Origin of the sequence: Mesoflavibacter profundi (assembly GCF_014764305.1) — a bacterium.
Taxonomy (GTDB): Bacteria; Bacteroidota; Bacteroidia; order Flavobacteriales; family Flavobacteriaceae; genus Mesoflavibacter; species Mesoflavibacter profundi.
Genome location: NZ_CP061703.1, coordinates 1,942,581 through 1,957,565, shown reverse-complemented (window position 1 = coordinate 1,957,565; position 14,985 = coordinate 1,942,581). Strand labels below are relative to the sequence as shown.

Here is a 14,985-nt window from a genome sequence, read left to right as displayed (position 1 = left end):
TTAGAATCTAAAGTGAGAGAATGCTTTATTAGCTTCTGCCATTTTGTGAGTATCTATACGTTTCTTTACAGCTGCTCCTTCTTCTTTAGACGCTGCTAAAATTTCTGAAGCTAATCTTAAAGCCATAGATTTCTCGTTTCTTTTACGAGCATAACCTATTAACCATTTCATTGCAGTCGAAACTTTACGATCTGCACGAATTGGATTAGGAATCTGAAAAGTAGCACCACCAACACGACGACTACGCACTTCTACGTGAGGCATTACGTTTGATAAAGCATCTTTCCATATTTCTAAAGCTGTTTTTTCATCATCTGTTTTCTTTTGATCTACAATGTCAATAGCATCATAAAACACCTTGAAAGCAACAGATTTTTTTCCGTCCCACATCATCATATTAACGAATCTAGTAACTAACTGATCGTTAAAACGCGGATCTGGTAAAAGCGGTCTTTTTTTCGCTTGTCTTTTTCTCATGTCTTCTTCTTAAAGTTTTAAATTACTTCTTAGGGCGTTTTGCACCATACTTAGATCTACGTTGTGTTCTACCCGCAACACCTGCTGTGTCTAAAGCACCACGAACGATGTGATATCTAACTCCTGGTAAATCTTTTACCCTTCCACCTCTAACCAATACTATCGAGTGCTCTTGTAGATTGTGACCTTCTCCACCAATGTATGCATTAACCTCGTTACCGTTTGTTAAACGAACCCTTGCTACCTTACGCATTGCTGAGTTAGGTTTTTTAGGTGTTGTTGTGTAAACACGAGTACATACACCACGTCTTTGCGGACACGAATCTAAAGCAGCCGATTTACTCTTCTTGGTTATTTTGGCTCTTCCTTTTCGTACTAATTGTGAAATTGTTGGCATATAATTTATATATAATTTTTTCGTTACCTCTTCTTAGAGGGCTGCAAAGGTAGAAATTAAATTTAATAATTCAAATCTTAAAGCATTAATTTTCAAAGGAATTTACTTATTAATAGATAATAAATTTTCATTTGAATTAATTCATCTAATTTTACATTTATTATTTAACTAAAAATTGAGTATTGAAAATTTCATCTTTATTTCTATTTCTTTTCGCATTTTATCTCCCTGTTTTTCTTATAGGACAAAGCAAAAATCTTCATTTTAAAAACATAGACTCAACAAATAAAGATGCGAATAACAAATATGACATAATTAGAACATATTCCAATTCTTCAGAAAAAGATAGTCTACTTAATGACTTTACAAAAAAATTAATCAACGAAGGCTACATTAATTTTTCTATTGAAAAAGAAAACAACTCAAATACGAACACAACTATATATTATTATCAAACTAGACATAAAATTGAAAAAATAGAAATTAGCTTAGAATTCATTGAAGACAATTTTCTTTTGAAAGAAATAACATACTTACTTCCAAGTGACTTAATAATTAATTATGAAACTGTCGAAGAAAATTTACAGACTCTAAGCAACCAACTAAGCAATAAAGGCTATCCATTTTTAAATTTAAAATTAACAGAAATTAAACAAAAGAATGAAAACACATTAAAAGCACAATTGATAATTGAAAAAAATGGAAATAAAAGAAAAATAGATCAAATTAAAATTAGAGGTTACAAAAAGTTTCCTAAATCCTACGTTAATCATTTTTTAAAAATTAAAAATGGTAAGAATTTAAATTTAACACAAGTTAGAAAAAAACTTAATCGATTAAAAAGCTTATCATTTTCAAGACAAATAAAAGAGCCCGAAATTTTATTCACTAAAGACTCTTCTATATTATATATGTATTTAGAAAAAACAAAAAGCAACAATTTTGATGGTTTTCTAGGGTTTACAACAAACGAAAATACTAACAAAATAGAATTTAATGGATACTTAGACGTCGAGTTAATCAACAACTTAAATTTTGGAGAAAAATTAATTTTAAATTACAAGAAAGACGAAAGCAATCAAACTATATTTAATATCGACACAGAATTACCCTATATTCTAAACTCACCTGTAGGATTAAATATAGGTTTAAATATCACTAAAATAGATTCAACTTTCTCTAATAATTCCCAAAAAATCAATCTATTTTATCCTATTAACGATAAACACATCATTAGCGCAGGATTACTAACTACTATATCAAGCAACCTAAGTAACACAACAGAAAACAACCTATTAAATTACCAATCTAACTTCACCAATTTAAATTACACATTCACTTTAAATCAAGAAGACTTATTTTTTAATACTAAAACCAGATTTAGCCTAAACTTAGGATTTGGTAACAGAAAAACAAGCTTAACAACAAACAAACAACAGATAATAACATTTAATGGAAATCATATATTTAGATTAAACCAATCTAATAACATCTACATAAACTTAGACACTCAACTTCTGCTATCTGACAATTTTTTAGAAAATGAACTTTTTAGATTTGGAGGCATAAATTCAATTAGAGGATTCTCTGAAAACACCTTAACAGCTAATTCTTTATTAGTTATAAACACAGAATACAGATACATTCTTAGTAACAACTTATTTGTTAACAGCATTACAGATTTTGCCAATTTCCAAAACAACAACTTAAACTTAAATGAAAATCTTTACAGTTTTGGCTTTGGTTTTGGCTTAAAAACCAAATCAGGACTTCTAAGATTCATATACGCAAACGGTAAAAACGAAAACACTCCATTCAAATTGAATAATTCAAAAATCCATTTGAAGCTATCGACAACTTTCTAATAGTTGAACGATTTTTCAATCAAATCTTTAACCACAATTAAATTTTAACCAACTATTATTGGTTTATTAACTTTTTATTATCATTTTTGGCAATGACTAATTCAAATAAATAACAACATGAAAACAAAGTTTAGTGGAATTTTAACGCTATTCCTAGCGTTTATTGTGCAACTTTCATTTGCGCAAGAAAAAACTGTTTCTGGAGTTGTTTCCGACGAAAACGGCTTGCCTTTACCATCGGCAACCGTTTCTGTAAAAGGAACTTCAAACGGAACAACAACAGATTTTGACGGTAATTACAGTATATCTGTAAATAACGGTCAAGTATTAGCCTTTAGTTACGTCGGCTATGGAACAAAAGAAGTAACAGTAGAATCTTCAAATACCATAAATGTAAGTCTGCAACCAGACAACACATTAGATGAAGTAGTTGTAACTGCTTTAGGTATTAAAAGAGAAAAGAAAAGTTTAGGTTATGCAACTCAAGAAGTTTCAGGAGATGAAGTTTCTAAGGTTAAAGCTTCAAACTTTGTTAATTCTCTTTCTGGAAAAGTAGCAGGTTTAGATATTAAATCTTCTGGTACATTAGGAGGATCAACAAACGTGGTTATTAGAGGTAATTCTTCTATTGCTGGAAATAACCAAGCCCTATTTGTAATCGATGGAATTCCAATTGACAACGGAAACTCTAATTCAAGTGGTCAGGTTACTGGTCGTGGTGGATACGATTACGGTAATGCAGCTTCAGATATTAACCCAGATGATATAGAATCTATAAACATTCTTAAAGGTGCAGCAGCAACAGCACTATATGGATCTAGAGCTTCTAACGGTGTAGTGATGATTACAACAAAAAGAGGTCAAAAAAGAAAAGGGATTGGAGTTACAGTAACTTCTAGTTATATGGTGACTTCTGCGGATAAGGAAACATTACCTGTTTACCAAAAAGAATACGGTGCAGGATATGGTCAATTTTATGATGACCCATCAGGATATTTTGGATACGAAGATATTGATGGAGACGGTAACCCAGATTTAACAACTCCATTTACTGAAGATGCATCTTATGGAGCAGCATTTGATCCTTCATTACAAGTATTCCAATGGAATTCAATTTATCCTCAATTAGACACTTATCAACAAGCATCTCCATGGGTAGCTGGTGAAAACGATCCAAACTATGTATGGAAATCTGGTGCTACAAGAATTAACTCTGTGTCTTTAGATGGAGGAACAGATAAAAGTACTTTTAGATTAGGAATTACTAATTTACTACAAGAAGGTAACCTACCTAATAGTGAGATTAAAAGAAACACAATAAACTTTTCTGGCTCACAAGATTTAACTGATAAATTAACAGCTTCAACAACTTTTACATACACAAATACTGGTGGAAAAGGAAGATACGGTACTGGATATGATGCAAATAACGTAATGCAACAATTTAGACAATGGTGGCAAGTAAACGTAGATGTTGCTGAACAAGAACAAGCTTATTTTGCAACAGGAGACAATATTACCTGGAATCCAAATTCATCTACAGATTTAAGTCCAATTTATTCTGATAACCCTTATTGGACATTTTATGAAAATTACCAAACTGACGAAAGAAACAGATACTTTGGAAACTTAGTATTAGATTACGAAATAAATGATTGGTTAAGCGTATTAGGTAGATTTACTTTTGACACATACTCTGAATTACAAGAAGAAAGAACAAATGTTGGAAGTGCAAACGTTTCTTCTTACAGCAGATACAACAATAATGTATCTGAGTATAACTATGATTTAATCCTTAATTTTAATAGAGATTTAACTGAAAAATTAAACCTTGACGGAAACTTAGGATTCAATTTAAGAGTGAATGAAAGAAACAGCATCTTTGCGCAAACTAATGGAGGATTAAACCTAGCAGGCTTATATGCATTGTCAAATAGTGTTAATCCTATTAACGCTCCTTCAGAATATGAAGCTAAATCTAAAGTAGATGGTCTTTATGCTAGAGCAAGTTTAGGTTATGATGGGTTTGCTTACTTAGAAGGTACATATAGAAGAGATAGATCTTCTACTTTACCAATAGACAACAATACTTATGGATATTTCTCTATTACAGGTAGTTTACTATTCTCTCAACTTTTTGATGCAGAATGGTTATCATTTGGTAAGATTAGAGGTAACTATGCTGAAGTAGGATCAGACACAAACCCATACAGAGTATTCAATACTTACGGAATTAACACTCCATTTAATGGAACCGGATCTGCTTCAAACCCTAGTGCTAAAAACAATTTAAATCTTAGACCTGAAAGACAAGAGAACTGGGAAATAGGACTTGAAATGCAATTCTTAAACAGAAGATTAGGATTTGATGTATCTTACTATGACACAATGAATATTGATCAAATTACAAGTGTACCAGTTTCTAACTCAACAGGATATTCTTCTGTATTATTAAACGCTGGAACTATTTCAAATAAAGGTTGGGAAGTACAACTTAACGGTAGACCTTTACAATCAGATAATTTTAAATGGGATGTTAACTTAAACTGGGCTAAAAACGAAAGTTTAGTTGTATCTCTAGCGGATGGTATTGACAATTTACAATTAGGATCATTCCAAGGTGGTGTATCTCTAAATGCAACACCAGGACAACCTTATGGTATAATAAGAGGTACTAACTTAGTGTATCATGAAAATGGACAGCCTATTGTTGGAACAAACGGATACTATTTAAAAACTGCAACTAATAATGAAATAATTGGAGACATAAATCCTGATTGGACAGCTGGTATCCATAATAGTTTCACTTATAAAAACATAAACTTAAGTTTCTTAATTGACATTCAAAAAGGAGGAGATGTTTTCTCTCTTGACACATGGTACGGCTACGGAACAGGTTTATATGACTTTACAGCAGGATTAAACGATCTTGGTAACCCTGTAAGAAACCCAGTAACTACTGGGGCAGATAGCGGAGGTGTAATCTTACCTGGAGTACAAGCAGATGGTTCTACTAATGATGTAAGAGCTTATGCTGGTTGGTATGCAAACCCTTGGGGATGGGCACGTGCTGCAAACAAACAACACGTATATGATGCAGGTTTTGTAAAATTAAGAGAAGCTAGTATAACTTATTCTTTTACAGATAAAATGCTTGACAAACTTCCATTTACAAATGCATCTTTATCTCTAATAGGTAGAAACCTTTGGATTATAGATAAAAATGTTCCTTATGCAGATCCAGAAGCTGGTTTAAGTTCTGGAAATATTCAAGGATACCAATCAGGTTCATACCCTTCAATTAGAGAAATTGGAGCATCTTTAAAATTACAATTCTAAAAAATTAGATTATGAAAAAAATACTTATAACAATATTTTCATTATCTGTTTTATTTGGTTGTCAATCAGACGAACAGTATGAAGATTTAAACAGAGACCCTAAAAACCCTACTGATGTTGCAGCAGAGTTTTTATACAATTCAGCTACCAAAAGCTTAGTAGATCAAATGACTAATACAAATGTTAATAATAACATCTTTAGATTACTAGGGCAATATTGGACTGAAACAACTTATACAGACGAGGCTAATTATGATTTTACAGGTAGAAATATCCCACAAAATCATTGGTCAGAAATGTATAGAGACGTTCTATTAGATTTTAACACAGCAAAAGACGTAGTTAACGCTTCTGCATTATCACAACAACAAAAGAACGCAAGATTAGCACAAATTGAAGTGTTATCAATTTACACTTGGCAGCAACTTGTGGACACATTTGGAGATATTCCTTACACTGAAGCATTGGGTGATGAAACTTTACCAGCTTATGATGACGCTGAAGCTATTTACTTAAGTTTATTAGATAGATTAGATGCTACTATACCTAATTTAACCGGTACAGGTTTTACATCAGCTGACAACATTTACGGTGGAGATATGACAGCTTGGAATAAATTTGCAAATTCGCTAAAACTAAAATTAGGAATAAGGTTGTCAGATTTTAACACGTCACTATCACAAACAATTGTGGAAGAAGCTTACTCTGCAGGAGTTTTTACTTCTAATGCTGATAATGCTTTATTTCAATATGAATCTTCTACTCCTAACACAAATCCGCTTTGGGTTGATTTAGTACAATCTGGAAGATCAGATTTTGTTGCTGCGAATACAATAGTAGATGTAATGAATGATCTTGATGACCCTAGAAGAAGTGCGTATTTTGATGATAATTTAGGAATGAATACATATTCAGGAGGAATATACGGTGACAATAATAGTTACAATAGCTATACTCATGTTGGAGATTTAATGTTAGATCCAACTTTACCAGGTGTACTATTAGACTTTGCTGAAGTTTCATTTTATTTAGCTGAAGCTGCTCATAGAACTTGGACAGTAGGTGGAACTGCAGAACAACATTACAACAATGGTATAACTGCTTCTTTTGAATTTTGGAATGCTGGTGACGTAACATCTTATTTAACAAATCCAGAAGTAGCCTATACAACAGCTCAAGGAGACTGGAGACAGAAAATCGGAACTCAATTCTGGTTAGCAATGTATAACAGAGGTTTTGAAGGATGGACAGTTTGGAGAAAATATGACAATCCAACATTTAATCTACCTGCAGTAACTTCAAATCCAGTTCCTACTCGATATACGTACCCTGTTAACGAGCAGAATCTAAATGAAACAAACTGGAGTGCTGCATCTGCCGCTATTGGTGGCGATGAGCAAACCACAAAATTATTTTGGGATTTAAATTAATATCCCCAAAAAAATAACTTTAAAAAGCCTCAATATTTTGAGGCTTTTTTTATTTATTAAAGTATAAAACTATACAGATGCGATTTAATTATTTTTAAGAAGAATTACATTTTTAGGAAAAAAAAGTTGTTATATTAAGATTTTATTATGATTTTTGGCATAGACTAATTCAAATAAATTATAAAATGAAAACAAAGTTTAGTGGAATTTTAACGCTATTACTAGCGTTTGTTGTGCAAATATCATTTGCGCAAGAAAAAACAGTTTCAGGTGTTGTTTCAGATGATAATGGATTACCATTACCATCAGCAACTGTTTCTGTCAAAGGTACATCTAATGGTACATCAACTGATTTTGATGGTAACTATACTATTAGCGTATCTACAGGCGATGTTTTATCTTTCAGTTACGTAGGTTATGCTACTAAAGATATCACAGTTGGAGCCTCTAACTCAATTAATGTAACTTTAGAACCAGATAATACTTTAGATGAAGTAATTGTCGTAGGTTATGGTACAACAACTGAAAGAGCTTACGCTGGTACCGCTAAAGTGGTAAAAAGTGACGTTTTAGAAGCAAAATCATTTGCCAACGTTACACAAGCTTTAGCAGGAGAGGTAGCAGGTGTTACTGTTATTAATACTTCTGGACAACCAGGTACGGTTGGTACAATTCGTGTAAGAGGTTATGGATCTCCAAATGGGAATAGAGACCCGTTATATGTAGTAGATGGTGTTCCATTATCAGGTACATTTGCACTAAATACAATTAACCCTTCTGATATCAAAAGTACTACAGTATTAAAAGACGCAACAGCTACTGCGATTTATGGATCTCGTGGTGCAAATGGAGTTGTAGTAATTACAACTAAGAGTGGTTCTTCTGTAGATAAGTCTTACATTGAAGTAGATTTAAAAACAGGTATAAACGATCAAATAATTCCAAGATACAATGTTATATCTTCTCCTGAGCAATACATAGGATTAGTATGGGAAGGATTATACAACAGAGGTGTTGTAACTGGAAATCCTGATCCAGTAGGTTTTGCAAACACTACATTATTAGGTAACAATGGTATTGGAGACGGTTATAATATGTGGGATGTTTCTACAGGTGGAGAATTAATAGACCCTGTAACAAGAACCGTAAGACCTGGTGTAAACAGATTATTCACTCCAGAATCTTTTGCTGATGAAGCATTTGGTACTGGTATTAGAACTGAAGCAAACATTAGATTAGGTGGAGGTAGTGACAAATCTAGATACTACGTATCTTTAGGATACTTAAATGATGAAGGATATATAATTAATTCTGATTACAAAAGATATACTGGATTAATTAATTTAAGTACAGATATAAAAGATTGGTTAAAAGTAGGTGCTAATGTAAACTATGCATATTCAGAAAGCACAAACAATGGTCAAACTAACGGTTCTGAAAACTTATTTGAATTTGCAGATAAGATGGCTCCTATATATCCTGTATATGCTAGATTCCCTAATTCAGGTACTTTAATTGCTGACCCTATATACGGAGGTAATCAATTTGATTATGGATCTCCTACAGGTGATTTAAATGGTGATGGTGTTATAGATCCATCTTTAGGTGAATTTGACAGAGCTAGACCAAATGCTAACTTACTTAACCCTGTTGGGTCTGCATTATTAGATTTTAATGGAGGAGATAACCACGCTTTAAATGGTAATTTCACGGCTAATATATCTTTAACTAAAGATTTAAAAGCAGAAATAAGATACGGAGCTCAATATAGATTCCAAAGATTTTACAATGTTGGAAATAACAATTACGGTATTGCAGCAAACTCAAATGGTACTATAACTATTACCGATACGCAGTTATGGAATACAAGTTTCTTACAGTTATTAAGATATAACAAGACTTTTGGAAATCATAATTTAGAGGCTTTAGTTGCTCATGAATCTAATGAGCAAAGATCGGATGTGTCTCAACAATTTAAACAAAATGTATTCCAACCAGGTGTTTACAACTTAAGCAACTATGCTGAAAGTACTTCTCCTGCAATTGGAACTACAGATGGATCAGCTATTGAATCTTATTTTGGACAAGTTAATTATAACTATAAAGGTAAATACTATTTAACTGGTTCTTTAAGAACAGATGGTTCTTCAAGATTTGTAAATGATAAATGGGGTGTATTTGGTTCTATTGGTGGAGCATGGGTTATCAGTGAAGAAGACTTCATGCAAGATAGTTTCTTATCTTATTTAAAATTAAAAGGTTCTTATGGTGTAACAGGTGATCAAGAGGGTGTTTCTACAGTTTCTGGATACACAATTTACAGTAGAGAATTTGTAGGAGGAGCATTATCATTACCTGAAGTAAGACCAGGAAACCCTGACTTAACTTGGGAAGAATCAAAAATGATTCAATTTGGTGCAGAGTCTTCTTTTGGTAAATACTTAGATTTAAATATAGATTATTATAACAAAAACACAGATAACTTATTCTTCAATCAAAGAAGAGGTCCTTCTGCTGGTTTTGCTTCAATATTAGTTAATGATGGAGAAGTAGCATATAATGGTTTAGAATTTGACTTAACAGCTCACTTAATACAAAAAGAAGATTTTAAATTAGATGTTTCTGTTAATGGTGAAATATTAAGTAATGAGTTTAAAGCAATGCCTATTGATGTATCAACTGGTGAGCAAAAAATTCTTGATGTTCAAGGTGTTTACGCATATTCTGTAGGTAGTTCAATTTACGACTTCTATATGAGAGAATGGGCTGGTGTAGATCCTGCTGATGGATCTCCAATGTGGTATCAATATTATGATGATGCTAACAATAATGGTGTGTTAGACGCTGGTGAAGGTGATTTATCAATAGACGATGGTATGGGTAATAACTTAAATGGTACTAACTCATTATTTGAGTATAGTCAAAAAGTTTCAAATGCTAACATCAAAAAAGCTGTTACTAAAAACTACTCAGAAGCGACTGAAGTATATTTAGATAAATCTTTTATTCCAGATTTAAGAGGAGCTTTCAGATTAACTGGATCTTTTAAAAACTTTGATTTCTCAACTCAATTCACTTATAGTTTAGGAGGTTATGCTTATGATGCACAATATGCAGAATTAATGAGTGACAGATTTGGTGCTGCAGGTAACAACTATCATTCAGATATTTTAAACAGATGGCAACAACCAGGTGATATTACAGACGTACCATTATTATCAGATAATGCTATTACTAATAGTACTTCTACTTCATCAAGATTTATCATAAGCACGGATTATATAGCATTAAATAATGCTAGATTAGGTTATACAGTACCTAATAAATTAATATCTAAATCAGGTATTGATGCATTAAATTTATGGGTATCTGGAGATAACTTAATGATTAAAACAAAAAGAGAAGGTTTTAATCCATCTATTAGAGAAAATGGTAACTCTGGTAGACAAATCTATGCACCTGCAACTACAATAACTTTAGGTGCTAGAATTAAATTTTAATTAAAAAAAAAATATTGAATATGAAAAATTTATTAACAAAAGCTTTAGCGATAGCTATTATAGGATTATCGTCAAGCTGTAGCGAAGAGTTTTTAGATAACTCTGGTGTTGCTGGTGAAAGCCAACCAACAGCTTCATTTACTTCTGCTCAAGTGGAGCAGGCAGCATTAACTAATACTGATATACCAGCTGCATCAGTAAATGGTATTTATGCACAAATGATTCAAACTGGATCAGGAGGAACAGACTTAAACCATGATGATTTTGGTCAAAAAGGTTATGATATTTACGGTGACATGTTATGCGGTGATATGGCATTAAGCGTAAGTACATATGGATGGTATAGAGCTGATATTACAGAATTCCAAGCTCCATTAGATTTCACAAGAGGTAGAAACAGAATGGTTTGGAGATATTATTATAGAATTGTACGTTCTGCTAATAACGTTATTGAGTCATTAGGAGGTAATGACGCTGTACCAGAATTAGATGCTAATAAATACTCTATGGGTCAAGCTAAAGCATTAAGAGCTCATTCATATTTTTACTTAACTCAGTATTTCCAAAAAGAGTATGTTGCTAATGAAGCTATATTACCATTATATACTGAACCTTTATCTGAAAACTTACCTAAGTCTTCAGCTGAAGAAGTTTACAACTTAATGGAGTCTGATTTAACTGATGCAATTTCTCTTTTAGATGGTTTTAATAGAACTGCAAAAAACCAAGTAGATCAAAATGTAGCTAGAATGATTTTAGCTTACGTACTTGGTGCTAAAGGAGATAGATGGCAAGATGTAGCTGACTTAACACAAGATGTTATAAATACTACTAGTCACACTATGTTACCTAACACAGATGTTACTAATGGTTTTGCTGATGTAAACAATAATAGTTGGATGTGGGGAATTGACCTAACTGAAAACAATGGTTTAGATTTAGTATCATGGTGGGGACAAGTTGATGCTTGGTCTTATAGTTATGCATGGGCTGGTGATTACAAAGTAATCGATTCAGATTTATATGCAGCTATTCCAAATAACGATGTAAGAAAAGCTCAATTCTTTAACAATCCTTCAAACGGAAGACACTTACAGCCATTATTTAAGTTTTTTGCTTCAGACCAAATTGGAGGAGCATCGCAAACAGTTACTGCTGATTATGTATACATGAGAGTTGAAGAGGCGTTTTTATTAAATGCTGAAGCAAATGCTAGAATTCCTAATGAAGCAGCTGCTAGAACTAGCTTAAAAGCATTATTAGATTTAAGAGTACCTAGTTCAGCATATGTTGATGCTTTAACTGGACAAGCTTTAAGAGATGAGATATACTTACAAACAAGAATAGAGCTTTGGGGTGAAGGTAAAAGTTACTTAGCAATGAAAAGAAATCAAGCTACTACAGTACGTGGTGGAAATCACTTATCATTTGTAGGAGAGCCAATTCCTTACAATGATGAAAGAATGCAGTTTGAAATCCCTCAAGATGAAATTCAAAATAATCCATTCTTAAGTAATCAAAATCAATAAATAGTAAATAGCACTACTACTAAGGTAGTAGTGCTTTTAAAAATCAAATAATTATGAAAAACTTTAAACTATTTTTACTATCATTAGTTGCTTTGATAGGTCTTACAAGTTGTGAGGAAGAATTAGAGCCGCAAAACACTAACTATGTTACTTTTGAAGTTGATAGAACATTAGAAGTTACTCCTGATGGGACTTCATCATTTGATGTAATGGTATATGCAGCTAACGTGGTAGGAAATGACAGAACATTTAATGTTAATGTTTCTGATGCTTCTACTGCAGATCCTTCTAGTTATACATTAGGTTCTTCTGTGACTATACCAGCTAACTCAAATGTAGGTAAATTATCTTTAACTGTGACTGATATAGATTTAGACTTAGCAAACGCTAAAACTTTAGTTTTAAATTTAAGTGAACAAAACGGATTATCATTAGGAGATGGTATAACTTTAAGTTTATTAGAACAATGTTTATTTAATTTAGTAAACTTAAATATAACTTTTGATGGTTATTCAGAAGAGTTACAATGGGGTATTTTTGATTCTAATGGTAGCTTATTACTAACAAACTCTTATGCTGCAGGAGTATCTTCTACTTCAGAACAATTTTGTCTAGAAGATGGAGATTATACATTCTTAGTTGTAGATTCTTACGGTGATGGATTATCTTATCCAGAAGATGGGACTGTTTCTTTAACAAGTAATGGTACAGTATTAGTTGAAGTTTCTGGTAACTACGGTTCGCAATACCAAGAAGGTTTTACATTAGGTAACTAATTTAAGACTAAATAATATATTTATAACAGCCTGATTTATCAGGCTGTTTTTTTTTTTACCTTTATCCCATGGAAAAAACAACTCAGATTTTTGGTATTCGAGCAATTATAGAGGCTATAAATTCTAATAAAAATATAGATAAGGTCTTTTTACAAAAAGGTTTAAAAGGAGATTTATATAAAGAACTAGAAAGCTTAATTAATAGTAATAGAATTAATTCTTCTTACGTACCTGTTGAAAAGTTAAATAAACTAACTAACAATAATCATCAAGGTGCTGTTGCACAAATTGCGCCAATTAAATTTTATGAGTTGGAATCTTTACATGAAAAAGTGTTAGAGAAAACCACTACTCCACTATACTTATTATTGGACCAATTAAGTGATGTAAGAAATTTTGGTGCAATTATTAGAACCGCAGAATGTACAGGTGTAAATGGAATTATAATTCAATCCAAAGGATCTGCTCCTGTTAATGGAGACACTATAAAAACTAGTGCCGGAGCAGTATTTAAAGTACCAATTTGCAAAGTATCGCATATAAAGGACGCTGTGTTTTTTTTACAAGCATCTGATGTAAAAGTAATTGCAGCAACTGAAAAAACAACCAATACATTATACGATGTAGATTTTAAAGGTGCTTGTGCAATTATTATGGGTTCTGAAGGTAGAGGGATAAATCCATCGGTAATAAAAGTAGCTGATGAAAAAGCTAAATTACCGCTTTTAGGTGAAATAGAATCTCTTAATGTTTCTGTGGCTTGCGGTGCATTTTTATATGAAGCAATAAGACAAAGACGTTAGTCTTCAGTTTTATCTTTTTTAAACACATAATTTACTGGTGTAGAGAACGTATTATTTGATGTGATTTCTAAATCTTCGTCAATACTATTCTCTTCTGGTAAACTTTCTATAAAGTAACCATTTTCGTCAAAGTGTTTTAAAAATTCATCTTCTTCTTCGTTATAATCGGGTTGTTCCCATTTATATTTTTTTGGTTTTGCAATTTGTTTTTTAAATAAAAGAGCAAATAAAAACCCAATTACCAAACCAGATAAATGTCCTTCCCAAGATACGCCATCTTTTATAGGTAAAACATTCCATACCATACTTCCATATAAAAACACAACTAAAAGAGATAATGCAATTAATCTATAATGCTTTGCAAAAACACCTTTAAAAAAAATAAAGCTTGCCAAAACATAGATTAATCCGCTTGCTCCTATATGATAAGAAGGTCTACCAATAATCCACGTAAATAACCCGGATAATAATATCCCATAAATTATTATTTTGAAAGCTATTGGTTTATAGAAATAAAATAAGGAAGCTGATAATATAAATAAAGGAATTGTATTGTGATAAAGGTGTTCTATTCCTCCATGAATAAAAGGACTAAAAATTATTCCTCTTAATCCAATTAGTTTTTGCGGGAATATACCAAAGGAATTAAAGTTTAAACCAAATCTAATTTCTATTGCAAAAATTAACCATAAAAACATTATAAATCCCAACGGGAATAATATAACTTCTGGACTAAATTTAAATTGTTGATTAGATTTCATGTAATTAAGATAGCAAATAATTATCCAAGTTTAAAAGATTGAAAAATTGTCAGCAAATACAAGCGTAAGGGATAGAACGGTTTGTTTGAAATCCTTTTGCTTGCAAAA

General features: G+C 32.0%; 10 protein-coding genes. 7 read left to right on the top strand and 3 right to left on the bottom strand.

What is annotated here, in order from left to right; all coding sequences use genetic code 11:
• Both rpsG and rpsL read right to left on the bottom strand, forming a co-directional pair.
• Complete coding sequence (rpsG, locus tag IFB02_RS08715) at positions 1-477, bottom strand: 30S ribosomal protein S7 (protein ID WP_106687671.1); 477 nt, start codon at positions 475-477, stop codon at positions 1-3.
• 22 nt (positions 478-499) lie between these two features.
• A complete protein-coding gene (gene rpsL / locus IFB02_RS08710; RefSeq protein WP_008269190.1) occupies positions 500-874 on the bottom strand; it encodes a 30S ribosomal protein S12 in 375 nt (124 codons plus the stop codon).
• Between the two features lie 182 nt (positions 875-1,056).
• On the opposite strand from rpsL, the gene IFB02_RS08705 reads away from it, so the two are divergent.
• From IFB02_RS08705 to rlmB, 7 genes are all read left to right on the top strand, one after another.
• Positions 1,057-2,739: a BamA/TamA family outer membrane protein gene (locus IFB02_RS08705; RefSeq protein WP_106687672.1), complete on the top strand. Its 1,683-nt coding sequence runs from the start codon at positions 1,057-1,059 to the stop codon at positions 2,737-2,739.
• Between the two features lie 117 nt (positions 2,740-2,856).
• On the top strand, positions 2,857-6,078 hold the full coding sequence (locus tag IFB02_RS08700; protein WP_106687673.1) for a SusC/RagA family TonB-linked outer membrane protein: 3,222 nt from the start codon (positions 2,857-2,859) through the stop codon (positions 6,076-6,078).
• 11 nt (positions 6,079-6,089) lie between these two features.
• Positions 6,090-7,508 (top strand): SusD/RagB family nutrient-binding outer membrane lipoprotein, encoded by a 1,419-nt coding sequence (locus IFB02_RS08695; protein WP_106687674.1) that lies wholly within the window; start codon positions 6,090-6,092, stop codon positions 7,506-7,508.
• Between the two features lie 185 nt (positions 7,509-7,693).
• The gene (locus IFB02_RS08690) at positions 7,694-11,008 is read left to right on the top strand and encodes a SusC/RagA family TonB-linked outer membrane protein (RefSeq protein WP_191072673.1); all 3,315 of its coding nucleotides are present in this window, start codon (positions 7,694-7,696) and stop codon (positions 11,006-11,008) included.
• A 20-nt stretch (positions 11,009-11,028) separates the two neighbouring features.
• Positions 11,029-12,537, top strand: a complete 1,509-nt coding sequence (locus IFB02_RS08685) for a RagB/SusD family nutrient uptake outer membrane protein (RefSeq protein WP_106687676.1) — start codon at positions 11,029-11,031, stop codon at positions 12,535-12,537.
• A 53-nt stretch (positions 12,538-12,590) separates the two neighbouring features.
• Entirely contained in the window at positions 12,591-13,313 is a 723-nt protein-coding gene (locus IFB02_RS08680) for a DUF4843 domain-containing protein (RefSeq protein WP_106687677.1), read from the top strand.
• A gap of 68 nt (positions 13,314-13,381) precedes the next feature.
• On the top strand, positions 13,382-14,116 hold the full coding sequence (gene rlmB, locus IFB02_RS08675; RefSeq protein WP_106687678.1) for a 23S rRNA (guanosine(2251)-2'-O)-methyltransferase RlmB: 735 nt from the start codon (positions 13,382-13,384) through the stop codon (positions 14,114-14,116).
• On the opposite strand, the gene IFB02_RS08670 is transcribed toward rlmB, so the two are convergent.
• The gene (locus tag IFB02_RS08670; protein WP_106687679.1) at positions 14,113-14,877 is read right to left on the bottom strand and encodes a rhomboid family intramembrane serine protease; all 765 of its coding nucleotides are present in this window, start codon (positions 14,875-14,877) and stop codon (positions 14,113-14,115) included. The two genes, rlmB and IFB02_RS08670, sit on opposite strands and share 4 nt — an antisense overlap.
• Positions 14,878-14,985 lie beyond the last annotated feature (108 nt).